The organism is Mesorhizobium sp. M7A.F.Ca.MR.148.00.0.0, assembly GCF_003997735.1.
GTDB lineage: Bacteria > Pseudomonadota > Alphaproteobacteria > Rhizobiales > Rhizobiaceae > Mesorhizobium.
The window spans coordinates 65,697-89,019 of the sequence record NZ_RZTB01000015.1; the positions used below are offsets into that span (position 1 = coordinate 65,697).

20 protein-coding genes are annotated in these 23,323 nt (G+C 63.4%); 7 read left to right on the forward strand and 13 right to left on the reverse strand.

Annotated elements, in window-relative coordinates; translation table 11 throughout:
- Positions 1 to 3: 3 nt before the first annotated feature.
- The 8 genes from lepB to EOB49_RS08545 all read right to left on the reverse strand — a co-directional run bounded on the left by lepB (position 4) and on the right by EOB49_RS08545 (position 7,687).
- Positions 4 to 804 carry a signal peptidase I gene (gene lepB / locus EOB49_RS08510; protein WP_245472592.1) on the reverse strand — a complete coding sequence of 267 codons (801 nt, stop codon included), beginning with the start codon at positions 802 to 804 and terminating at the stop codon, positions 4 to 6.
- A 270-nt stretch (positions 805 to 1,074) separates the two neighbouring features.
- Positions 1,075 to 1,482, reverse strand: a complete 408-nt coding sequence (locus EOB49_RS08515; RefSeq protein WP_013529039.1) for a F0F1 ATP synthase subunit epsilon — start codon at positions 1,480 to 1,482, stop codon at positions 1,075 to 1,077.
- 103 nt (positions 1,483 to 1,585) lie between these two features.
- Positions 1,586 to 3,178, reverse strand: coding sequence for a F0F1 ATP synthase subunit beta (gene atpD, locus EOB49_RS08520; RefSeq protein ID WP_164781624.1), 1,593 nt, complete (start codon positions 3,176 to 3,178; stop codon positions 1,586 to 1,588).
- 70 nt (positions 3,179 to 3,248) lie between these two features.
- The gene (locus tag EOB49_RS08525; protein WP_023811757.1) at positions 3,249 to 4,133 is read right to left on the reverse strand and encodes a F0F1 ATP synthase subunit gamma; all 885 of its coding nucleotides are present in this window, start codon (positions 4,131 to 4,133) and stop codon (positions 3,249 to 3,251) included.
- 31 nt (positions 4,134 to 4,164) lie between these two features.
- Positions 4,165 to 5,694 carry a F0F1 ATP synthase subunit alpha gene (gene atpA / locus EOB49_RS08530; protein ID WP_127267283.1) on the reverse strand — a complete coding sequence of 510 codons (1,530 nt, stop codon included), beginning with the start codon at positions 5,692 to 5,694 and terminating at the stop codon, positions 4,165 to 4,167.
- Positions 5,694 to 6,254, reverse strand: a complete 561-nt coding sequence (locus tag EOB49_RS08535; RefSeq protein ID WP_023762496.1) for a F0F1 ATP synthase subunit delta — start codon at positions 6,252 to 6,254, stop codon at positions 5,694 to 5,696. The genes atpA and EOB49_RS08535 overlap by 1 nt, the downstream gene beginning before the upstream one ends.
- A gap of 246 nt (positions 6,255 to 6,500) precedes the next feature.
- Entirely contained in the window at positions 6,501 to 6,896 is a 396-nt protein-coding gene (locus EOB49_RS08540; protein ID WP_127261416.1) for a DUF4345 family protein, read from the reverse strand.
- 95 nt (positions 6,897 to 6,991) lie between these two features.
- The gene (locus EOB49_RS08545; protein ID WP_127380707.1) at positions 6,992 to 7,687 is read right to left on the reverse strand and encodes an aspartate/glutamate racemase family protein; all 696 of its coding nucleotides are present in this window, start codon (positions 7,685 to 7,687) and stop codon (positions 6,992 to 6,994) included.
- A 47-nt stretch (positions 7,688 to 7,734) separates the two neighbouring features.
- Between EOB49_RS08545 and EOB49_RS08550 the strand changes: the two genes are divergently transcribed.
- Positions 7,735 to 8,001, forward strand: coding sequence for a type II toxin-antitoxin system prevent-host-death family antitoxin (locus EOB49_RS08550; RefSeq protein WP_245472594.1), 267 nt, complete (start codon positions 7,735 to 7,737; stop codon positions 7,999 to 8,001).
- A 46-nt stretch (positions 8,002 to 8,047) separates the two neighbouring features.
- Here EOB49_RS08550 and EOB49_RS08555 read toward each other — a convergent pair whose 3' ends face one another.
- Positions 8,048 to 10,231 (reverse strand): primosomal protein N', encoded by a 2,184-nt coding sequence (locus EOB49_RS08555; protein ID WP_127380708.1) that lies wholly within the window; start codon positions 10,229 to 10,231, stop codon positions 8,048 to 8,050.
- Positions 10,232 to 10,321: 90 nt separating this feature from the next.
- Here EOB49_RS08555 and fsa point away from each other — a divergent pair, with 90 nt between their 5' ends.
- Positions 10,322 to 10,978 (forward strand): fructose-6-phosphate aldolase, encoded by a 657-nt coding sequence (gene fsa / locus EOB49_RS08560; RefSeq protein WP_127380709.1) that lies wholly within the window; start codon positions 10,322 to 10,324, stop codon positions 10,976 to 10,978.
- Between the two features lie 104 nt (positions 10,979 to 11,082).
- On the opposite strand, the gene EOB49_RS08565 is transcribed toward fsa, so the two are convergent.
- The 3 genes from EOB49_RS08565 to leuS form a co-directional block, all read right to left on the reverse strand.
- The gene (locus EOB49_RS08565; RefSeq protein ID WP_127380710.1) at positions 11,083 to 13,767 is read right to left on the reverse strand and encodes a DNA translocase FtsK; all 2,685 of its coding nucleotides are present in this window, start codon (positions 13,765 to 13,767) and stop codon (positions 11,083 to 11,085) included.
- Between the two features lie 310 nt (positions 13,768 to 14,077).
- Positions 14,078 to 14,656 (reverse strand): LPS assembly lipoprotein LptE, encoded by a 579-nt coding sequence (gene lptE / locus EOB49_RS08570; protein ID WP_127320634.1) that lies wholly within the window; start codon positions 14,654 to 14,656, stop codon positions 14,078 to 14,080.
- Positions 14,643 to 17,267 (reverse strand): leucine--tRNA ligase, encoded by a 2,625-nt coding sequence (gene leuS / locus EOB49_RS08575; RefSeq protein ID WP_127380711.1) that lies wholly within the window; start codon positions 17,265 to 17,267, stop codon positions 14,643 to 14,645. The genes lptE and leuS overlap by 14 nt, the downstream gene beginning before the upstream one ends.
- 155 nt (positions 17,268 to 17,422) lie before the next feature.
- Here leuS and EOB49_RS08580 point away from each other — a divergent pair, with 155 nt between their 5' ends.
- From EOB49_RS08580 to EOB49_RS08590, 3 genes are all read left to right on the forward strand, one after another.
- Positions 17,423 to 18,085, forward strand: a complete 663-nt coding sequence (locus tag EOB49_RS08580; protein WP_127380712.1) for a YggS family pyridoxal phosphate-dependent enzyme — start codon at positions 17,423 to 17,425, stop codon at positions 18,083 to 18,085.
- 439 nt (positions 18,086 to 18,524) lie between these two features.
- Positions 18,525 to 18,779, forward strand: coding sequence for a type II toxin-antitoxin system Phd/YefM family antitoxin (locus EOB49_RS08585; RefSeq protein WP_127380713.1), 255 nt, complete (start codon positions 18,525 to 18,527; stop codon positions 18,777 to 18,779).
- A gap of 177 nt (positions 18,780 to 18,956) precedes the next feature.
- A complete protein-coding gene (locus tag EOB49_RS08590) occupies positions 18,957 to 20,006 on the forward strand; it encodes an aldo/keto reductase (protein WP_127380714.1) in 1,050 nt (349 codons plus the stop codon).
- A 45-nt stretch (positions 20,007 to 20,051) separates the two neighbouring features.
- On the opposite strand, the gene EOB49_RS08595 is transcribed toward EOB49_RS08590, so the two are convergent.
- Positions 20,052 to 20,960 carry a LysR substrate-binding domain-containing protein gene (locus tag EOB49_RS08595; RefSeq protein ID WP_127380715.1) on the reverse strand — a complete coding sequence of 303 codons (909 nt, stop codon included), beginning with the start codon at positions 20,958 to 20,960 and terminating at the stop codon, positions 20,052 to 20,054.
- Between the two features lie 119 nt (positions 20,961 to 21,079).
- Here EOB49_RS08595 and EOB49_RS08600 point away from each other — a divergent pair, with 119 nt between their 5' ends.
- Together EOB49_RS08600 and EOB49_RS08605 are read left to right on the forward strand one after the other, a co-directional pair.
- The gene (locus tag EOB49_RS08600; RefSeq protein WP_127380716.1) at positions 21,080 to 22,261 is read left to right on the forward strand and encodes an MFS transporter; all 1,182 of its coding nucleotides are present in this window, start codon (positions 21,080 to 21,082) and stop codon (positions 22,259 to 22,261) included.
- Positions 22,262 to 22,313: 52 nt separating this feature from the next.
- On the forward strand, positions 22,314 to 23,323 hold a 1,010-nt coding region (locus EOB49_RS08605), incomplete at its 3' end, for an aldo/keto reductase (protein ID WP_164781625.1).

A 23,323-nucleotide genomic window follows, 5' to 3' on the forward strand; every position in this document is an offset into this window, starting at 1 on the left:
GGCTTATTTGCCGACCGAACCGTCCAGCGTTTGCCGGGAAGAATACTCCGTGCCTTTTGAATTCCAGAACAATCGCACGGCCTTGCCGACGAGGTTTTCGTAGGGAACGAAGCCGACCATGAATCGGCTGTCGGAGGCATTGTCGCGATTGTCGCCCAGCATGAAATAGTGACCTTCGGGCACCTCAAATTCCCGCGTGTTGTCGCCGATGGAACTGTCAGTCAGGTCGAGAACGAAATGGGTGACACCGCCCGGCAGGGTCTCCCGTTGAAGCCTGGCAGGTTGCTCGCGTTCCTCGTAGGAGAAAGTGCCTGCATCCTTGAGGCCGACGGCCACATCGTTGATGTGCAGCACGCCATTGACCATCTGGATTTTGTCCCCGGGAAGACCGACGATCCGCTGGATGTAATCCACGCTGGGGTCGGGCGGGAATTTGAACACCACCACATCCCCTCGCCTGGGCTCCGCGCCGAACATGCGGCCTTCTATCGGCAACAGATTGAACGGCACGCTGTAACGGCTGTAGCCATATGCGAATTTGGAGACGAAGAGATAGTCGCCGCCTTGCAATGTCGGCACCATACTGCTGGATGGTATCGAAAACGGCTGGAACAGAAACGAACGGACCGCAAATGCAGCCGGATAGGTAGTCAGAAAGACAAGCACCAGCACCCAAAACCCGTGCGCATACCATCTCACCGGCTTGAACCGATGGGCGAAGGGCACGACGAGCGCTGCCCCCAGAATCATCGAACCGATACCTGAAAAATTGGCCAGCCAGGCAAGATCGGTTCCCGGCAGCACCGGAAATCCGGTGTAGGCGAGTGCGAAAACGATGGCGCTGATCACCACCAGGCTGGCAACCGCCGGCTTGCCGCTGCCGATCCACAGAAATCCGCCGAATGGACCGCCAAAGGCCGACACAAGGGCCGTCGACCACCAGGAGCGTGAGGCTGTTTCTCGTTGCGCTGTTTCTTCCGTCACCGGCCCACCCCCATCCCAAGGCAGCGCGACTGTCCAACAAACAAAAGCGAGGCAAGGCCCCGCTTTTTACTCTTTCATCGGAACCTAATTTCAAGCCGGAAGAATAGCGCCTTCCAGCGTGGTGAGCTGGCTAAGGAACTGCTCCGCCTTGCTGCGAGCCTCGTCGTCCTTGGCATCAGTGGCGTCTTCTTTGGCTTCCTGGATGCGGCGCGCGAGATCGGCGCGGTCGACATCCTTCACCGCGACAGCCGATTCCGCCAGCAGCGTGCAGCCGGCCGGAACGATGTCGGCGAAGCCGCCGAACACCACATAGCGTTCTTCACCGCCCGCCGCGGTCTTCACGGTGACGACGCCCGGCTTGATCGTGGTCATGACCGGAGCGTGATGCGCCATGACGGTCATCTCGCCTTCGGCACCCGGAATGACGACGGATTCGACCTGCTCGGAAACAAGCAGGCGTTCCGGCGAGACCAGTTCGAATTTGAAAGCTTCAGCCATGATCAATTTAGCGAATAGCGAATAGCGAGTAGCGAATTAGTCAGAAGAAGAATTCGCCGGCCCATATTCCCAATTCGCTACTCCCTATTCGCTATTCGCTTGATTACGCCGCTTCAGCCGCGAGGCGCTGTGCCTTCTCGACTGCTTCCTCGATGCCGCCGACCATGTAGAAGGCGGCTTCCGGCAGGTGATCGTAGTCGCCGTTGCAAAGGCCCTTGAAGCCCTTGATGGTGTCGGCGAGATCGACCAGCTTGCCCGGCGCGCCGGTGAACACTTCGGCGACGAAGAATGGCTGCGACAGGAAGCGCTCGATCTTGCGGGCGCGGGCCACGGTCTGCTTGTCCTCTTCCGAGAGCTCGTCCATGCCCAGGATGGCGATGATGTCCTGCAGCGACTTGTAGCGCTGGAGGATCGACTGCACCTGGCGCGCGACGCCATAGTGCTCGTCGCCGACGACCAGCGGGTCGAGCATGCGCGAGGTCGAATCCAGCGGATCGACGGCCGGATAGATGCCCTTTTCGGCGATGGCGCGATTGAGCGTCGTCGTCGCGTCAAGGTGGGCGAACGAGGTCGCCGGCGCCGGATCGGTCAAGTCGTCGGCGGGCACGTAGATGGCCTGCACGGACGTGATCGAGCCCTTGGTGGTGGTGGTGATACGTTCCTGCAGCGCGCCCATGTCGGTGGCGAGCGTCGGCTGATAGCCCACGGCCGAAGGAATACGGCCGAGCAGAGCCGACACTTCCGAACCAGCCTGCGTGAAGCGGAAGATGTTGTCGACGAAGAACAGCACGTCCTGGCCCTGGTCGCGGAAATATTCCGCAACCGTCAGGCCGGTCAGGCCGACGCGGGCGCGCGCACCCGGCGGCTCGTTCATCTGGCCGTAGACGAGTGCGGCCTTGGAGCCTTCGCCGCCGCCCTTCTTGTTGACGCCGGATTCGATGAACTCGTGATACAGATCGTTGCCTTCGCGGGTGCGCTCGCCGACGCCGGCGAACACCGAATAGCCGCCATGCGCCTTGGCGATGTTGTTGATCAGTTCCTGGATCAGCACGGTCTTGCCGACGCCGGCGCCGCCGAACAGGCCGATCTTGCCGCCCTTGGCGTAGGGAGCCAGCAGGTCGAGCACCTTGATGCCGGTGATCAGGATCTGCGCTTCCGTCGACTGCTCGACATAGGTCGGAGCCGGCTGGTGGATGGAGCGCATTTCGGTCGCGTCGACCGGGCCTTCTTCGTCGACCGGCTCGCCGATGACATTGATGATGCGGCCGAGCATGCCCGGGCCGACCGGCACGGTGATCGGCGCGCCGGTGTCACGCACTTCCTGGCCGCGAACCAGACCTTCGGTCGAGTCCATGGCGATGCAGCGCACGGTGTTTTCACCCAGATGCTGGGCAACTTCGAGCACCAGGCGGCTGCCGACATTGGTCGTCTCGAGCGCGTTCAGGATCGCCGGCAGGTGATCGCCGAACTGCACGTCGACAACGGCGCCGATGACCTGGCGAACCTTGCCGACAACGCCGGTTGCCTTGGTGGCCACTGCCGATGTCTTGGCAGCAGCGGCCTTCGCCGGTGCTGCCGCCTTGGCCGGGGCAGCCTTCGCGGCTGCTGCTGGAGCCTTTGCCGCCTTCGCGGGGGCTGCGGTCTTCGCGGCTGCGGCCTTGGGGGCCGCCGTCTTGGGGGTCGCTGCTTTCGCCATCGTCTTTACCCTTTTTCGTCCTTTGTTTCTCACGCGGTCCGATCGCGGGTCGATGACCCGCGAACCACGCCTAGAGCGCCTCGGCGCCCGAAATGATTTCGATCAGTTCCTTGGTGATCTGAGCCTGCCGCTGGCGATTGTAGGTGATCGACAGCTTGTTGATCATGTCGCCGGCGTTGCGCGTCGCATTGTCCATGGCGCTCATCTTGGCGCCCATTTCGCCGGCCACATTTTCGAGCAGCGCCCGGAAAACCTGCACGGAGATGTTGCGCGGAATGAGGTCGGAGAGGATTTCGCCCGGCTCCGGCTCATATTCGTAGACAGCGTTGCCGCCATCCGTCGCTTCGGCCGGAGCCGAAGCAACGCCGGCCGGAATGATCTGCTGCGCGGTCGGGATCTGGCTGATCACCGACTTGAACTGCGAATAAAACAGCGTGCAGATATCGAAGCCGCCCTCATTGAAGAGGTGGATGACCTTCTTGGCGATGGCATCGGCATTGACGAAGCCGAGTGTCTTGACCTCGCGCAGATCGACGCGGTCGATGATCATCGATGCATAGTCGCGGCGCAGGATGTCGAAACCCTTCTTGCCGACGCAGATGATCTTGACCTGCTTGCCGTCCGCCAAAAGCTTCCGGATATGGTCGCGGGCAAGGCGGGCGATCTGCGAATTGAAGCCGCCGCACAGGCCGCGCTCGGCGGTGCAGACGACGAGCAGATGCACGTCATCCTTGCCGGTGCCGGTCATCAGCGCCGGGGCATCGCCGCCGCCGCCGATTGCCTGGGTTATGTTGGCCAGCACGGAACCCATGCGCTCCGAATAGGGGCGCGCCGCTTCCGCAGCCTCTTGCGCACGGCGCAGCTTCGCCGCGGCGACCATCTGCATCGCCTTGGTGATCTTCTGCGTCGCCTTGACCGAGGCGATACGGTTACGAAGGTCTTTTAATGAAGGCATGCTTCAAACCTGATCCCGTCTTGCAATTCGCTCAGGCGAAGGTCTTGGCGAAAGCGTCGATCTCGGCCTTCAGCTTGGCGCGCAGATCGTCCGACAGCGCCTTTTCCTTGCGGATGGCTTCGAGGACGTCCTTGCCGGCCGAACGCATGTGGCTGAGCAGGCCATGCTCGAACTTGCCGACCTGGTTGACCGGCAGCTTGTCGAGATAGCCGTTGACGCCGGCGAAGATCACCGCGACCTGCTCTTCCGTCTTCAGCGGCGAGAACTGCGGCTGCTTCAGGAGTTCGGTGAGGCGCGATCCGCGGTTGAGCAGGCGCTGGGTGGCGGCATCGAGATCCGAGCCGAACTGCGCGAAGGCCGCCATTTCGCGGTACTGCGCAAGCTCGCCCTTGATCGAACCGGCAACCTGCTTCATCGCCTTGATCTGCGCGGCCGAACCGACGCGGCTGACCGACAGACCGACGTTCACCGCAGGACGAATGCCCTGGAAGAACAGGTTGGTCTCGAGGAAGATCTGGCCGTCGGTGATCGAGATCACGTTGGTCGGGATATAGGCCGACACGTCGTTGGCCTGCGTTTCGATGATCGGCAGCGCGGTCAGCGAACCACCGCCCAGATCGTCGTTGAGCTTGGCGGCGCGCTCGAGCAGGCGCGAGTGCAGGTAGAAGACGTCGCCCGGATAGGCTTCGCGGCCCGGCGGGCGGCGCAGCAGCAGCGACATCTGGCGATAGGCGACGGCCTGCTTCGACAGATCGTCGTAGCTGATCAGCGCGTGCATGCCATTGTCGCGGAAATATTCGCCCATGGTGGCGCCGGCGAACGGCGCCAGGAACTGCATCGGTGCCGGATCGGAAGCGGTGGCGGCGACGATGATCGAATATTCGAGCGCGCCGCGCTCTTCCAGCACCTTGACGAACTGCGCGACGGTCGAGCGCTTCTGGCCGACGGCGACGTAGACGCAGTAGAGCTTTTCCTTCTCGGGGCCGTTGTCGTGCACCGATTTCTGGTTGAGCATCGTGTCGAGGATGATGGCGGTCTTGCCGGTCTGGCGATCGCCGATGACCAGCTCGCGCTGGCCGCGGCCGACCGGGATCAGCGCATCGATGGCCTTGAGGCCGGTCGACATCGGCTCGTTCACCGACTTGCGCGGAATGATGCCGGGCGCCTTGACGTCGACGCGCTTGCGCTCGACCGCCTTGATCGGACCCTTGCCGTCGATCGGATTACCGAGCGCGTCGACGACGCGGCCGAGCAGGCCTGGGCCGACGGGGACGTCGACGATGGCGCCAGTGCGCTTGACGATGTCGCCTTCCTTGATGTCGCGGTCGGCGCCGAAGATGACGACGCCGACATTGTCGGCTTCGAGGTTGAGCGCCATGCCGCGGATGCCGCCGGGGAATTCGACCATTTCGCCGGCCTGGACATTGTCGAGGCCGTAGACGCGGGCGATACCGTCACCGACGGACAACACCTGTCCGACTTCGGAGACCTCGGCCTCCTTGCCGAAATTCTTGATCTGGTCTTTCAGAATTGCGGAAATTTCCGCGGCGCGGATGTCCATCAGCCGACCTCTTTCAGTGCAAGCTTGAGCGAATTGAGTTTGGTTTTGAGCGACGTATCGATCTGGCGCGAGCCCATCTTGACCACCAGCCCGCCGAGCAGCGACGGATCGACGGTGACGGAGATAGCCACGTCCTTGCCGGCAACGCTCTTCAGCGCCGCCTTGAGTTCGGTCTGCTGGGCAGCCGTCAGTTCGTGCGCCGACGTCACTTCAGCAGCGGTCTCGCCACGATGTTCGGCTGATATCTGGCGGAACGCCCTGATCATGCCGGGAATGGCGAACAGCCGGCGGTTACGGGCGACGACGCGCAGGAAATTGCCGGTGAGGCCGGCAATCCCGGCCTTGTCGGCGATTGCCGCGATGGCCTTCGCCTGGTCCTCGCTGGAGAACACCGGGCTGTTGATCAGCCGGGTGAGATCAGCGCTGCCCGCGAGCATGGCTTCGAAGCTGTTGAGGTCAGCTTCGACCTTGGCCACGGAATTTGCCTGCAGGGCGAGTTCGAACAGCGAACCCGCATAGCGTTCTGCGACACCTGAGATTGGCGATGACGATTGAGCCACGGACCGTCTTTTCTCTTGTCTGACAGGCCGTAGATTGTTGGCGCGAGCAAAAACTCTGGCTAAATCTTTGACCTTACTGCATTTTTTCAAGCACGGAGACGCGGCTTCCGCTATCCCCGGCCGAAAGTCGATTGCCGTCTAGCACAGGCATTTTAAGACCGCAATGCGTCGTTCCGCATGGTTTTCAGGCACTATTGTCGCATCCGGCAAAAGTCACCCGTCTTCCATCGCGGAATACCCAACGATTCAAGGCAGAAAGCCGAAGGCAAAGGCGAGCGGCAACGCCGCCAGCACCAATTCCACCACAATGGAAACCCAATTGAAAGGCGTGTTGGCGCCATCCGACATCATCGACAGCAGCCGGCCGAAGGCGGTGAACAGCCAGGAGAAGCCAAGCGCCATGTAGATCAGCGGCTGCGCCAGCAGGATACAGCACAGGCCGACGCCGAGATAGAAGCCCGACATCCTGCCGCGCCCCTCGGCGATCGCCGCAGCCTTCTCTGGTTTGACCTGCAAGCGCAGGGCACGGAAGGCGAGGCCAGGGGCCAGAAAAAACAAAAGACCGAGCAGCACGGTGACGACGGCGCTCGACCAGGCCAGCCATTCGCCCTGGCTCGTCGGCCATGGAAGCGCAAAATCCATCTTGTCCCCTCGAAATGCCTGTTTTGAAATTCCGGGCATTCTAGCGGAGGAAAAGAGGCGCGCCAGATGGATCCACGCACTTTAGGCGGCGCGCATCAACCGAGCGCGAATGCCACAGCCGCTTCGGCATGGATGCGCGTCGTGTCGAAGACCGGGATGTCGAAATCCTGCTGGCCGATAAGCATGGTGATCTCGGTGCAGCCCAGGATGACGCTGTCGGCCGCCTCTTCGCGGCGCAGGCGCTCGGTCTCGGCGATATAGGCCGCCTTTGAAGTCTCCTTGACGATGCCCTGGCACAACTCGTCGTAGATGACGCGATGGACCATGTCGCGCCCGGCGCCATCGGGCACGACAGGGTTCAAGCCAAATCTGTCGGCGAGCCGGCCCTTGTAGAAATCCTGCTCCATGGTGAAGCGCGTCGCCAGCAGCGCCGGACGCTGCATGCCGGCGCGCTTGACCGCCACCGCGGTGGCATCGGCGATGTGGATCAGCGGGATCGACACCGACGCCTGCACTTGGTCGGCCAGTTTGTGCATGGTGTTGGTGCACAAAAGCAGACCTTCCGCGCCGCCGGCCTCGAGTTTGCGCGCCGCTTCGACGAGAAGCACACCGGCGCCATCCCAGTCGCCATGATGCTGCCGCTCGGCGATTTCGGCGAAGTCGAATGACCAGAGCAGAAGCCTGGCCGAATGCAAGCCGCCCAGCCGCTCGCGCACGATCTCGTTGAGCAGCCGATAGTAGATGGCCGTCGATTCCCAGCTCATGCCGCCCAGAAGGCCAAGGGTTTTCATTGCGCGAGCTGTTCCTTTTCCTAGGCGATCCTCGATACTATAAACACATGAGACCACAAGGAGGTCGCAGTGAAAACCGTTCAGCTTCAGCAGGCCAAAGGACACTCTCGGCAATTGTGGAGGCCGCGGGAAATGGCGAGCCAACCATCATCACAGAAAACGGCAGGCCGGCTGCCATGATCGTCCCGGTCGATGAAGGGCGAAAGCTCTATGCGCAAGACAGTCGGAGAAATTTGGCTGATTGGTTACTTCGGTATCCCGGCGGCATCGAATTTGAGCGAAACGAATCGCCGTCACGAGATGTCGAGTTTTGAGCCGCCCGACGTACCTATTTGAATCCACCTACCAAGCGCCCGGCAACTACAAAAAACTCTGCGGATCGATATCCACCTGCACCCTGACCGAGCCGCGCTGCTTCGGCCCGTTGGCAAGCATCGCGCGAATAAAACCTTGCATGTCGGCGCGCCGTTCGCCCTGGATCAGCAGGCGGAAGCGGTGGCGGCCGCCGAGAAGGGACAGCGGCGCCTCCGCCGGCCCCAGCACGAACAGATCGGTCGCCTCGGGCGCGGCGCGGCGCAGGCCGCGTGCATGGCCCTCGGCTTCCGCCCGCGTCACCGCGCTGACGATGACGCCGGCGAGCCGGCCGAAAGGCGGCAGTGCGGCCCGTTCGCGCTCGGCGATCTCACGTTCGTAAAACGCCTCGGCGTCGCCGGAGACGATTGCCCGCATCACCGGATGCTCGGGCTGAAAAGTCTGCAGCAGGCCAAGGCTCTTCTTGCCGGTGCGGCCGGCGCGGCCGGTGACCTGGCTGAGCAGCTGGAACGTCCGCTCTGCGGCGCGCGGATCGCCATTGGCAAGGCCGAGATCGGCATCGACGACGCCAACCAGGGTCATGTTGGGAAAGTTGTGCCCCTTGGCGACGAGCTGCGTGCCGATGACGATGTCGGCCTCGCCATCAGCGATCGCCTCCAGTTCCAGCCGCAGCCGCCGCACACCGCCCATCAGGTCGGACGACAAGACGATGGTGCGCGCGTCGGGAAAATGCGTAACGACCTCTTCAGCGATCCGCTCGACGCCCGGTCCGCAGGCGACCAGATGATCCAGCGTGCCGCATTCCGGGCAGGCCTCGGGGCGGCGCTCATTGTGCCCGCAATGATGGCAAACCAGCTGGCCGCGAAAACGGTGCTCGACCAGCCAGGCCGAGCAGACCGGGCAGCCGAAGCGATGGCCACAAACCCGGCACAGCGTCAGCGGCGCATAGCCGCGCCGGTTGAGGAACAATAGCGACTGCTCCTTCCTCTCCAGCGTCTGGCGCATCTGGTCGAGCAGCACCGGCGACAGGAAGCCACCGCGCGCCGGCGGCGCCCGCCGCATGTCGACCGCCTTCAGATGGGGAAGAGCAGCCTCGGCGAAGCGAGCGGAAAGAACGGCCCTGTTGTAGCGGCCCTGGCTCGCATTGACCCGGCTTTCGACCGACGGCGTCGCCGACGCCAGCACCACCGGAAAGCTGCCGATATGGCCGCGCACCACGGCCATATCACGCGCATTGTAGAAGACGCGGTCCTCCTGCTTGTAGGCAGGGTCGTGCTCCTCGTCGACGACGATCAGGCCGAGCTCCTTGAACGGCAGGAACAGCGCCGAGCGCGCGCCGGCGACGACCCGCACACCGCCCTCCGCCACTTGCCGCCAAACCCGCTCGCGCATCCGCGGCGGCAGGTCGGAATGCCATTCGCCCGGCTTGGCGCCGAAGCGCTGCTGGAAGCGCTCGAGAAAGGCATGCGTCAGCGCGATTTCCGGCAGCAGGATCAGCACCTGCCTGCCCTGGTCGAGCGCAGCCGCCACCGCCTCGAAATAGACCTCGGTCTTACCGGATCCGGTGACGCCGTCGAGCAGCGCGACGTTGAACACGCCGGCTGCGACATTGGCGCGCAGCATCTGCGCCGCGTCGCTCTGGTCCGGCATCAGGTCCGGTATGGCATAGCCGGGATCGGGCGCGGCCACCACCGGGCGCGGCGGGATCATCACCGTCTCGAACACGCCTTGCGCCCTCAGGCCGTCGATCACCGTCGACGACACGCCGGCCGCGTGAGCGAGGCCGGAGCGCGTCCAGGCAAGGCCGCCTTCGGCCGTATCCAGCACACGCTGCCTGGCGCCCGTCATCCGGTCGGGTGCGAGAAGCGTGCGCTGCAACCCTTCGATCCACGGTTCGGGGTCGAAAGCCTCCGGCGCCCTGAGCAGCATGCGCGCCACCATGCCCGGAGGCGACAGCGTGTACTGCGCCACCCAGTCGACGAAACGGCGCATCGCGCGGTCGATCGGCGGGCAGTCGAAGACCTGTTCGATGGGGCGCAGTTTTTTCGCGTCGACCTTCTCGACCGCGCCATCCCAGACGATGCCGGCGACCTGCCGCGGCCCGAGCGGCACGCGCACGATCGAGCCCGGCACCACGCGCATGCCGGCCGGCACGGCATAGGTGTAGGGGCGTTCGGCGGGCATCGGCACCAGCACCGGTGCGGCTGCGACAAAGGGCGAATCTTCGATCATGAGGCGTGACCTTGCCCTGACTTTGGTCTAGATCAAAGGCCGACCCCGAATGTGCATGACATGCACATGAAAATCTTCAGGAGACCCGCCATGAAATTTTTTGTCGACACCGCCGACGTCAAGGATATCCGTGAGCTGAACGATCTGGGGCTGCTCGACGGCGTCACCACCAATCCGTCGCTGATCCTCAAATCCGGCGGCAAGATCGCCGACGTGACCAAAGAGATCTGCGACATCGTCAAGGGTCCGGTCTCGGCTGAAGTCACCGCCACTGAATATTCCGAGATGATGCAGCAGGCCAAGGTTCTGGCCAAGATCGCCGACAATGTCTGCATCAAGGTGCCGCTGACGCTGGACGGCCTCAAGGCCTGCAAGACGATCCGCACCGAGATGAACCGCCTGGTCAACGTCACGCTGTGCTTTTCGGCCAACCAGGCGCTGCTTGCGGCCAAGGCCGGCGCCTCGTTCATCTCGCCCTTCGTCGGCCGCATCGACGACATCGGCATCGACGGCATGGAGCTGATCCAGGAGATCAGGCAGATCTACGACAATTACGATTTCCAGACTGAGATCCTCGTCGCTTCGGTGCGCACCGTGAACCACGTCAAGCAGGCGGCCCTCATCGGCGCCGATGTCGTGACCGCGCCGCCGGCGACCCTGAAGGCGCTGGTCAAGCACCCGCTGACCGACAAGGGCCTGGAACAGTTCCTCGCCGACTGGGCAAAGACCGGCCAATCGATCGGCTGAGAATGGCGATCGGCTGAGAATGGCGATCGGCTGAGACCAATCGCTTGTAATCAAAAAGGCCGGGCAACCGGCCTTTTTATATTGCGCTTCAAGCGGGCTGCCGATCAGTCCGTGCCATCGTCCTCGGGCGCGCTTGCCGGCTGGCGCCGGCCCATGATGATTTCGCGTTTGCCGACATGGTTGGGTGCGCCGACCAGGCCTTCCTTTTCCATACGCTCGACCAGGGACGCGGCGCGGTTGTAGCCGATGCCGAGGCGGCGCTGGATGTAGGACGTCGAGCACTTCTTGTCGCGCACCACCACCTTGACCGCCTCGTCATAGATCGCGTCGCTGTCTTCGGCTGCAACCGATCCCTTGTCGAAGACCGCGCCCTGGTCTTCTTCGATTTCTTCCTCGTCCTCGTCGGCCGTCACGGTTTCCAGATATTCAGGGCGCCCTTGCGCCTCGAGATGCGCGACCACATGCTCGACCTCGGCGTCGGAAACAAACGGCCCATGCACGCGCGAAATGCGCCCGCCGCCCATCATGTGCAGCATGTCGCCCTGGCCAAGCAATTGTTCGGCGCCCTGCTCGCCCAGGATGGTGCGGCTGTCGATCTTCGATGTCACCTGGAAGGAAATCCGGGTCGGGAAGTTGGCCTTGATCGTGCCGGTGATGACGTCGACCGAGGGGCGCTGCGTTGCCATGATCAGGTGAATGCCGGCAGCGCGCGCCATCTGCGCCAGTCGCTGGATCGCGCCTTCGATCTCCTTGCCGGCGACCATCATCAGGTCGGCCATCTCGTCGACGATGACGACGATGTAGGGCATCGGCGCGAGGTCGATTTCCTGCTGTTCGAAAAGCGGTTCGCCGGTGCCCTTTTCGAAGCCGGTCTGCACGGTCATGACGACGGTTTCGCCCTTGTCGCGGGCTTGAGCGGCACGCTCGTTGTAGCCGTCGATGTTGCGCACACCGAGCCGCGCCATCTTGCGATACCGGTCTTCCATTTCGCGCACGGCCCATTTGAGCGCCGTGACGGCTTTCTTGGGATCCGTGACGACGGGCGTCAGAAGATGCGGGATGCCGTCATAGACAGAGAGTTCGAGCATCTTGGGATCGACCATGATCAGCCGGCATTCTTCCGGCTTCAGCCGGTAGAGCAACGACAGGATCATGGTGTTGATGGCCACCGACTTGCCGGAGCCGGTGGTTCCGGCCACGAGCAAATGCGGCATCTTCGCCAGCTCGGCGATAACAGGCTCGCCGCCGATCGTCTTGCCGAGACAAAGCGCCAGCTTGCAGCTGGTCTTGCGGAAGCCTTCCGATTCGATCAGCTCCCGGAAATAGACGGTTTCGCGCGTCTCGTTCGGGAGCTCGATGCCGATGACGTTGCGGCCAGGCACGACGGCGACGCGCGCCGAAATCGCCGACATGGAGCGGGCGATATCGTCGGCAAGCCCGATGACGCGAGAAGATTTGACGCCCGGCGCCGGCTCGAACTCATAGAGCGTGACCACCGGGCCTGGGCGAACATGAATGATTTCGCCACGCACGCCGAAGTCCTCGAGCACGCTTTCCAGCAGATCGGCGTTCTGCTCGAGCCGCTCCTGCGACATGTAGAAGCCTTGTCCCTCCGGTGGCTGCTGCAACAGCTCTTCCGAGGGAAGCTCATAGGGATCGCCCGCGGTTGACAGCACGACCTTTCCAGCCCCAGGCAAGCGCGCGGAGCGGGCGGCAACGGCCCTGGCAGGGACGTTCACACTTGGCGCGGCCGACGCGGAAACGGCGTCGCTTTTGGCGGCTGGGATTGCGACAGGCTGGACCGGCGACGGCGCATCGCTCGCCGGCACGCCGGGTTGGGCGACGGCCTGGTTCGAATTGGCCGGCCAAGCATCCGGCAACGGCTTCAAGGCTTGGCCCGGAAGGCAGTCGATGACACGAAACAATGCGGTGGCATCGGTCCCTGGGCGAATATCGATCGGCATAGCGGTGACTGGCGCCGCGGCGAGCGGCGCAGGCGACGCTGGACCGGTCTGCCGGGCCGGCGACGAAACGTCGACCAGATAGGGGGCCATGGCCTCGAAGAAGGCATGATCCGAAAGATACGGCCAGCGCAGCCTTTCGGAAGTGGTCGTTTTGATCGGGCCGCCCGGAGCAACGGACGCGCGCGCGGATGCCCGTGCCATAGCGACCGTCCTCGGCGGCATCGGCGCAACGGCTGGCACCTTCTCCCTGGCGCGCCCCGCGGCAACAAAAGCAGCAGCCGGCGGCAGTGGCCCTTGCGTGGCGTGGCCGGCCAGCGGCTGGGAAGCAGGGCTTTTCACCGAAGCCGGCAATGCCAGGAGCGAAGGCGCGGAGGACGCCCCTTTGATCATGGATTGCGCAACGGCTTGCTCTGCTGGGCGCGTCGCGGCGTGTTCGACAACACGCTCGTGCTGCGGACGATGCTTCCTGGCCTCATAGTCCGGCGTGCGTGTAAAACGCACGTTGGGTGCAAGGAAGAAATATTCCTGCCAGGCAGGGCTCTCGATATCGCCGATTTTCGAAGGCGTATCGTCCGAGCCACCCCGCGGCTCCATATAGGGCCGCTTGTTGCCGCCGAGATCGACCACCGGCGCTGAATAGCCGGCCTGGCGTGTGGCGGGCTGCCGGCCGCCCGGCTCCTTGCGAGCCGGACGATCAAGGTCGCCTGCCGCAGAAGAACCTCGCTGACCACCCCTGTCGCCGATGCTCTCGGAGCGCTTCCCCTCGGGATCATCAGGCGATGCGGCCGTCGATAAATTGACCCGGGAAAAACGCTTGGCTTCCATTCTCAAGACTCACTCTGAAATGTCTGCCGAGCAATAGGGAGCGAGTGGTTAACAGTTGCTTCCCGGATGGATCGCCGACGATCCTGGGGACCAAAATCTTCGTGGTAATCTGCGAGCGACACGGCACGATCGTCGTCTCGCCGCATCCACGCCGGTGGCGCGATCTACTCGCCGTGCCGCAGCAGCTCGATGGGTATCTTCGGACAATCCCTGTTCGGAATCTGGCTCTGTTCGGGAATCTGGTCATGATCCCGCGATCACCCCATCACGCCTGGGGCGCCGGACCGTTTCCGTGAAGCGATGAGGTGCGCTAGCCGGTCTTGCCGTGCCGGACAAGGTCCTGGGCAATGGACAGCTGCAGCGCTTCCGCCAACTCTCGCGCAGCGCGATTCTCGGCGTCGATCTGCGCCCGGTATGCGGCGAATTCCTGACGCGGCCTGTCGAAGGACGAGGTGATCGAACGCTTGCCGGATGCGATCACCACGCCGGTCTTCGCATCGGCCAGCGTATAGCTGCCGGTCAGCGTCACGGAACCGGCGGTCGGTTCGTCTTCATCCGTTCCGACCTGCACGAGTGCCGCGGACTCGACCGCTTCGGTCACGCCGAGATTGAGCGAATAGACCGGCGAGGCCGGCTCGCCGGCGCCTCGTCCAAACCCGAAAATCAGATTGTTGCGCACCTGTTGGCCGTAACGCGTATTGACCGGCTTGATACCGATCAACGCCAGTTCGGCACTGGCACTGGCCTGCGAACCCGACAGTGGCGCGCTCGAATAGAGCGGCCGCACCGTGCAGGCCGAGACAAGCGCGAGCGAACCTATCAGGCCGGCAAGCGCAATGCGGCGCAGCAAATGGCTCAACTCTGTCTTTTCCCGATCAGGCAACGACATTGACGATCCTCTGCGGCACGATGATCACCTTGCGCGGAGCCTTACCCTCAAGTGCTTTCTGCACGAAGTCGAGAGCCAATACCGCTTTTTCGACCGCACCTTGGTCCGCGTCGCGGGCAATTGTCAAATCCCCCCGCTTCTTGCCGTTGACCTGTACCGGATAGGTGACTTCGTTGTCGACCACCAGCGCCGGATCGAAGACCGGCCAGGGCCGTTCGGCAACGAGATCGGTGCCGCCAAGCGTTGCCCAGCACTCCTCGGCCAGATGCGGCATGATCGGCGCGATCAGATGCACGAGAATCTCCACCGCCTGCCGACAGGCGCCTTTCAGCGCTGCATCGGCCTTGCCTTCGGCCACCTCGTTGAGCGGCGTGGTCAGCGCGTTGGCCAGTTCGTAGATGCGGGCGATGGCGCGGTTGAAAGCGAGCTTCTCGATATCCTCTCCGACCGCCTTGAGGATCTTGTGCGCGGCCTTTGAAACCACCGCGGCCTCGCCGCTGCTGGCCGCCACGGGCTTGATGCCGGCCAGTGTTTCGGCGGCCGTCGACACCAGGCGCCAGATGCGCTGGATGAAGCGATGCGCACCGGCGGCGCCATCGTCGGTCCACTCGACATCGCGCTCGGGAGGAGAATCGGACAGCATGAACCAGCGCGCCGTATCGGCGCCGTAGCCATCGGTGATGTCTTCCGGGCTCACCGTGTTCTTTTTCGATTTCGACATCTTTTCCAGCGGACCGATGGTGACGGCCTCGCCGGTGGCGATGTCGATGGCGCTGCGCTTGCCGTCGACGTCCTCCAGCCGAACTTCGGTGGGCGCCAGCCAGCGGCCATTCGATGCCGAGCCGACGCGATAGGTTTCGTGCACCACCATGCCTTGCGTGAACAGGCCCTTGAACGGCTCGGCCAGATCGACATGGCCGGCCTCGCGCATGGCGCGGGTGAAGAAGCGCGAATAGAGCAGATGCAGGATCGCGTGCTCGATCCCGCCAATATACTGGTCGACCGGCAGCCATTCGTTGGCCGCCTTGGGATCGGTCGGTTCATGCGCCCACGGCGCGGTGAAGCGGGCAAAGTACCACGACGAATCGACGAACGTGTCCATCGTGTCGGTTTCGCGCCGCGCATCCCTGCCGCATTGCGGACATTTCACATGGCGCCATGTCGGATGCCGGTCGAGCGGATTGCCCGGGCGATCGAAATCGACATCGTCGGGCAGCTTCACCGGCAGGTCCACCTTCGGCACCGGCACCACGCCGCAAGCCTCGCAATGGATCATCGGGATCGGGCAGCCCCAGTAGCGCTGGCGCGAAATGCCCCAGTCGCGCAGGCGGAAATTCACCTTGCGCTCGGCCATCGGCCGGTTGCCGATGGTCTTCTGCTCCAGCAGTTTGGCGACTTCGTCGAAAGCCTGATCCGGCTTCATGCCGTCGAGAAAGCGCGAATTGATCATCACGCCGTCATCGACATAGGCTTCGTCGATGATCTGGAACGTCGCCGGATTCTCGCCTTCCGGCATCACCACCGGAATCACCGGCAGGCCGTATTTGTTGGCGAAGTCGAGGTCGCGCTGGTCGCCGGACGGACAGCCGAAAATGGCGCCGGTGCCGTATTCCATCAGCACGAAATTGGCGACATAGACCGGCAGCGTCCAGTTGTCGTCAAACGGATGGACGACGCGGAGGCCGGTGTCGAAACCCTTCTTCTCAGCTGTCTCCAGCGCCGCCACCGAGGTGCCCATATGGCCGATATCCTCGATGAACTTCGCCAGCGCCGGATTGTGCGCAGCGGCCTTCTTGGCCAACGGATGATCGGCGGCGACAGCCATGAAGGAAGCGCCGAAGATGGTGTCGGGCCTTGTCGTATAGACTTCCAGCTCATGCTCGCCACCAGAGGCGTCGGCCAGAGGCCAACGGATCAGCAGGCCTTCCGAGCGGCCGATCCAGTTCTGCTGCATCAGCTTCACTTTTTCCGGCCATTCGTCGAGGCCGTCGAGCGAATCCAGCAGATCCTGGGCAAAATCGGTGATCTTGAAGAACCACTGCGTCAGCTCGCGCTGCTCGACCAGCGCGCCCGAGCGCCAGCCGCGTCCACCGATGACCTGCTCGTTGGCGAGCACCGTCATGTCCTCCGGATCCCAGTTGACCTTGGAGGATTTGCGCGTCACCAGCCCCTTCTCGACGAAATCGAGGAACAGCATCTGCTGGCGGTGGTAATAGTCGACGTCACAGGTGGCGAATTCGCGCGCCCAGTCCAGCGACAGCCCCATAACCTTGAGCTGCTCGCGCATGGTGGCGATGTTCTGGTAGGTCCATTCCTTGGGATGGACCTTGTTCTGCATCGCCGCGTTTTCGGCCGGCATGCCGAAGGCGTCCCAGCCCATCGGGTGCAGCACGTTGAAGCCCTTGGCCCGCTTGTAGCGCGCCACCACGTCGCCCATCGTGTAATTGCGGGTATGACCGATATGGATGCGCCCCGACGGATAGGGGAACATCTCCAGCACGTAGTATTTCGGGCGCGGATCGTCATTGTGCGCTTCGAACAGCTTCTTGGCGTCCCAGGCCTTCTGCCATTTGGGCTCTGACGCGCGCGGATTGTATCGTTCGGTTGCCATGGGACGTTTTTCACTTAAAAGCATGCGCGAACTGCGGGCGACGGCTCGGCAGTTCAGGGAATGTGGTCCGGGTGTTCACCATGGTTTGGCAAACCCGTCAACCATATGGGTATCGCGTCTGACAAAAACGCCGGTCAAAACAGCAGGATTTGCATATGGGCGATGCCGTTCAGCAGTTTTTCGCGGTCAAGGCGAAGATCGACGCCGCCGAGCGCGAGGCCGGCCGCGAAACCGGCGCCGTGACGCTGGTCGCAGTCTCAAAGACCTTTGACGCTGCCGACATCGGCCCGGTCATCGAGGCCGGCCAGCGCGTCTTCGGCGAAAACCGGGTGCAGGAGGCGCAAGCCAAATGGCCTGACCTGAAGGACGCATTTCCCGACATCGAACTGCATCTGATCGGCCCGCTGCAATCCAACAAGGCTAGGGAAGCGGTAGCACTGTTCGACGTCATCGAGACGGTCGATCGCGAGAAGATCGCCGTCGAACTCGCCAAGGAGATCGCCAAACAGGGCCGTGCGCCAAAGCTCTATGTCCAGGTCAATACCGGCTCCGAGCCGCAGAAGGCAGGCATCGAGCCACGCGAGGCAGTGGCGTTCGTCACCCGCTGCCGCGAGGTGCATGGCCTCGCCATCGAGGGCCTGATGTGCATCCCGCCGGCCGACGAGAACCCCGGCCCCCACTTCGCCCTGCTGGAAAAGCTTGGGCATGAGGCCGGCGTCGCCAGACTGTCGATGGGCATGTCCGGCGATTATGAGACCGCGATCGCCTTCGGCGCCACCAGCGTCCGCGTCGGTTCGGCGATCTTCGGCAGCCGATAGTTCCGATGCACAGACCGGTCTCTAGTCGCTAAATTCCAACATATTCGATTGGCTGCAGGCCACCACACCTTCGTCATCCTAGGGCGGAGCGACGCGAAGCGGAGCGCAGACCCTAGGATCCATGCCGTGACGACAAGGAAAATGCAGCGGTGCAGAATTCTGTTCCGCTGCATTCTTCGGCAGATGTCGCGGCATGGATCCTCGGGTCTGCGCTGCGTCGCTGCGCTCCTTGCTCCGCCCGTGGATGACGACGAGAGAGATGTTTAGGCCAATCCCCGAGGTTTGCGATCTGCCGCCGAAAGAGGCTATAGATTCTCGCTGCCAATAGCTTCCAACCCATGTCGAGGAACTAGCGAACACATCTGTTCGAGCGGAAACCCTGCCATGCTTCAACGGCATCTGGTATATGACTAGCGAAGCCATCTAGCGAGTAGTGCCCTTGAACTGGCATCTTAAGGACGCGAAGAACAATCTGTCGAAACTCGTACGGCAGGCGCGGGAACAAGGGCCACAAACCATCACGGTGCGCGGAAAGCCAACTGCTGTCGTACTCTCCCCCGAGGACTACGACCGACTGGTCGGCGCAACACCTTCGCTTGCGGAATATCTTCTCTCAGGTCCCGTGTGGGATGACGACTTCGTCGAGGAGGTCAATCGCCGCCCGAAGACGAAGATCCGAGTTATAGACTTATAATCCGCATACTCATGCGAACCTCGTTCGGTGAATGCAGCGGGCGCTTTTCTGATGGCGGCATTAGATGCGGTGAGGGGTTATAGGCCAACTCGGCGGGCTCGTTGCGCCAGGACTGGAAACGAAACGTACCGTTCCTATTTTGCTTTGCGTCATCACAAACTCTCTGGAGCCGCCACCATGCGCTACAACCAGCTTGGAAATACGGGGATGTTCGTCTCCGAACTGTGCCTCGGCACCATGACCTTCGGCGCCGCCGGTCAGAATGCCCAATGGGGCCTGATCGCCAGCCTCGACCAGAAGGGTGTCAACGAGATCGTTGCCCATTCGCTCGCCGCCGGCGTCAACTTCTTCGATACGGCCGACGTCTACTCCTTTGGCGAATCCGAACGGCTGCTCGGACAGTCGCTCAGGGATCTCGGTGTGAACAGGCAGAACGTGGTCATCGCCACCAAGGCGCATGGCGCCATGGGCGAAGGCCCCAACCAGCGCGGCTCGTCACGCGGCCACATCATGGACTCGGTCGATGCCAGCTTGGAGCGGCTGCAGCTCGACCATATCGATCTATATCAGCTGCACGGCACCGACACCGTGACGCCGGTCGACGAAACGCTGCGGGCGCTCGACGATCTCGTTGCCAGCGGCAAGGTTCGCTATGTCGGCGTCTCCAACTGGGCGGCATGGCGCATCGCCAAGGCGCTCGGCATCGCCGAGCGCAAGGGCTTTGCCCGTTTCGAGACCGTCCAGTCCTATTATTCGATCGCCGGCCGCGACCTCGAGCGCGAGATCGTGCCGCTGCTCAACGAGGAGAAGCTCGGCCTGATGGTGTGGTCGCCGATGGCCGGTGGCCTGCTCTCCGGCAAATACGGCCCCGGCGCGCCCGGCAATGGCGAAGGCCGCCGCGCGTCCTTCAACTTCCCGCCGGTCAACGAAGACCGCGCCTGGGCCGCGGTGGCCGTCATGCGCGAAATCGCCAAAAAGCATGATGTCAGCGTCGCCACGGTGGCGCTCGGCTATGTCCTGGCCAAGCCCTTCGTGATGAGCGTCATCATCGGCGCCAGCCGCATGGAGCAGCTGGAGCAGAACCTTGCCGCGACTGAAGTGAAGCTCGACAGCGACGATCTGCTTCGTCTCGACGAGGTCAGCGCCCTGCCATCCGAATATCCCGGCTGGATGCTGGAGCGCCAGGCAGCGGGCCGCCGCCCCGCGCCGTTCATGCCGAAAGCATAAATACAGCCCACGCTGACATCCCGGGAGCCCGTGGCTCCCGGGATGTCAACTCAGCCGGACGCTCTCGCCCAGAAAATCGAGAAAGGCGCGCACCCGCGCCGGCAGATGCCGGCCCTGGCCGACATAGACGGCGTGGGTGGGCTCCTCGTCACCGGGATTGAATGCCTCCAGCAGCGACACCAGCCGACCGGCGGCGATATCGGCCGCCACATGCCAGCGGGCCAGCCGGGCGATGCCTGCGCCCGCCAGCGCCATCAGCCGCATCGCCTCGCCATCGCTGACGAGCGTGTTGCCGGTGATGGGAACCATGATGGCGCGGCCGTCCGCGTCGAGGAACGGCCAGCCATCGACATGCCTGACGAACCCGAAGCCCATGCGGTTATGCCTGTCGAGATCGGCTGGCGTCAGCGGCGTGCCCTGCGTTTCGAGGTAGGAAGGTGCTGCAACGACCACCACATAGCTTTGCCCCAGCTTGCGCGCCACCAGCCGTGACTCACTCAGCGGCCCGGCACGGATAGCGACATCGGCGCGTTCCGCCATCAGGTCGATGACGCTGTCGGTCAGCACCAGATCGACTGAAATCTCGGGGTAGCGTTCGAGGAAGCGTGGCAGAAGCGGGATCAGCCGGTGTACTCCGAAGGGCACGTAGCTGTTGACGCGCAGCCTTCCGCGCGGTGCCGCACCCGCCGCCGCCTCCTGCTCGGCCGCCGCTATGTCGGCGAGGATGCGCAGGCCGCTCTCGTAGAAAGCGGTGCCTTCCGGCGTCAGTTGCAGCTTTCGCGTCGAACGGCTGACCAGCCGCGCACCAAGCCGGGCCTCCAGCCGCGCGATCAGCTTGCTCACCGCTGAAGGCGTCATGCGCAACGCGCGTGCCGCGGAGGAGAAACTGCCGTCCTCGACGACGCGCACGAACACTTCGATCTCGCCGGAGCGATTGATATCGGGCCTGGCCATTTGTGAATCTATTTCACAGAAAATGTGCCCGAGGCAAGTCTGGTTCACAATGCAGGGAAGCACGATCTCAGGGGTCGGGGCGCGGGACGGCGCTCTTCGCCATCGAAGTGGAAATCGCCATGCTTCTTGCTCTTTACGCGCTTGCCGCCGGTGCCTTCGGCATCGGCGTCACCGAATTCGTCATCATGGGTCTGCTGCTCGATGTCAGCAAGGATCTCGGCGTTTCGATCACGGCCGCCGGCCAGCTCATTTCGGGCTATGCGCTCGGCGTCGTCATCGGCGCGCCCCTGCTGACCATCGCCACCGGCAACTGGCCACGCAAGACCGTGCTTCTGGCGCTGATGGCGATCTTCACGCTTGGCAATCTCGCCTGTGCGCTGGCCCCCGATTACTGGACGCTGATGGGCGCCCGCATTATCACCGCCTTCGCCCACGGCACATTCTTCGGCGTCGGCTCTGTCGTCGCCACCGGGCTGGTCGCACCCAACAGACAAGCCTCGGCGATCGCGCTGATGTTCACCGGCCTGACCATCGCCAACATCCTCGGCGTGCCCTTCGGCACCTGGCTCGGCCAGGCCTTCGGCTGGCGGGCGACCTTCTGGGCGGTGACATTGGTCGGCGTGGCGGCCTTCGCCGTCATCCTGGCTCTGGTGCCACGCAGCCGGACGGCGCCCGAAAAGAGCGATCTGCGCGCCGATCTCGCCGTGCTGCGCCGCACGCCCGTCCTGCTCGGCCTTGCCACCACCGTGCTCGGCTATGCCGGTGTCTTCGCCGTCTTCACCTATATCGCACCACTGCTGACCGAGATAAGCGGCTTCCAGGAAGCGGCCGTGTCGCCGATCCTGCTCGTCTTCGGCGGCGGCCTCATTGCCGGCAATTTGCTTGGCGGCAAGGTCGCCGACCGCTGGCTGGTGCCGGCCGTGCTGGGCAGTCTCGTGGTGCTGGCCCTGGTGCTTGCAACCATGAGCTTTGCCATCCACAGCCAGATCATGGCCGTCATCTATGTCGGCCTGCTCGGGGCCGCCGCCTTCGCCACCGTGGCGCCGCTGCAAATGTGGGTGCTGGACAAGGCGCAAGGTGCCGGCCAGAGCCTCGCCTCGTCCTTCAACATCGCCGCCTTCAATCTCGGCAATGCGGCAGGTGCCTGGCTTGGCGGTGCGGTCATTGCCCATGGCCTTGGCCTGGATGCACTGACCTGGGTCGCCGCCCTGCTGCCGCTCACGGCACTCGGCGTGGCGGGGCTGGCGCTGCGTCTCGATCGCACCGCCACGCTCGGCGAGCCTGCCTCCATCCGGTCGTGACCGTCCTCTGCAAACCCGCTTCCCACACCTTTCATTCCACAGGAGTAAAAAGATGGACTATCGACGTCTCGGTGCATCGGGCCTGAAAGTGCCCGCACTCTCATTCGGCGCGGGAACCTTTGGCGGCTCCGGCCCGCTGTTCGGCGCCTGGGGCAACAGCGACGCCAGGGAAGCGCGGCGGCTGATCGACATCTGCCTGGAGGCCGGCGTCAATTTGTTCGACACCGCCGACGTCTATTCGAACGGCGCTTCGGAAGAGGTGCTTGGCGAAGCTATAAAAGGCCGCCGCGATGCCGTCCTGATATCGACCAAGACCGCGCTGCCGATGGGCGACGGACCCGCTGACTATGGCTCTTCCCGGTCGCGGTTGATCAAGTCGGTGGACGCCGCGCTGAAGCGCCTCGGCACTGACTATATCGACCTGTTGCAGCTACACGCTTTCGATGCCGGGACGCCGATCGAGGAGGTCTTGTCGACGCTGGACGAACTCGTGCGCGCCGGCAAACTGCGCTATGTCGGCGTCTCCAATTTCTCCGGCTGGCAAATGATGAAGTCGCTGGCGCAAGCCGACAAGCACGGTTATCCGCGCTATGTCGCGCATCAGGTCTACTATTCGCTGGTCGGCCGCGACTATGAATGGGAGCTGATGCCGCTCGGCCTCGACCAGGGCGTTGGCGCGCTCGTGTGGAGCCCGCTTGGCTGGGGCCGCCTGACCGGCAAGATCCGCCGTGGCCAGCCCTTGCCGGAAAAGAGCCGGCTGCACGACACAGCTGATTTCGGACCGCCGGTCGAGAACGAGCATCTCTACCGGGTCATGGATGCGCTCGATGCGGTGGCTCAGGAAACCGGCAAGACCGTGCCGCAGATCGCCATCAACTGGCTGCTGCAGCGCCCGACCGTGTCGTCGGTCATCATCGGCGCCCGCAACGAGGAACAGCTTCGCCAGAACCTCGGCGCCGTTGGCTGGACCTTGACGCCGGAGCAGATGAAAAAGCTCGACGCCGCAAGCGAAGTCACCGCGCCCTACCCGTACTTCCCGTATCGGCGGCAGGAAGGCTTTGC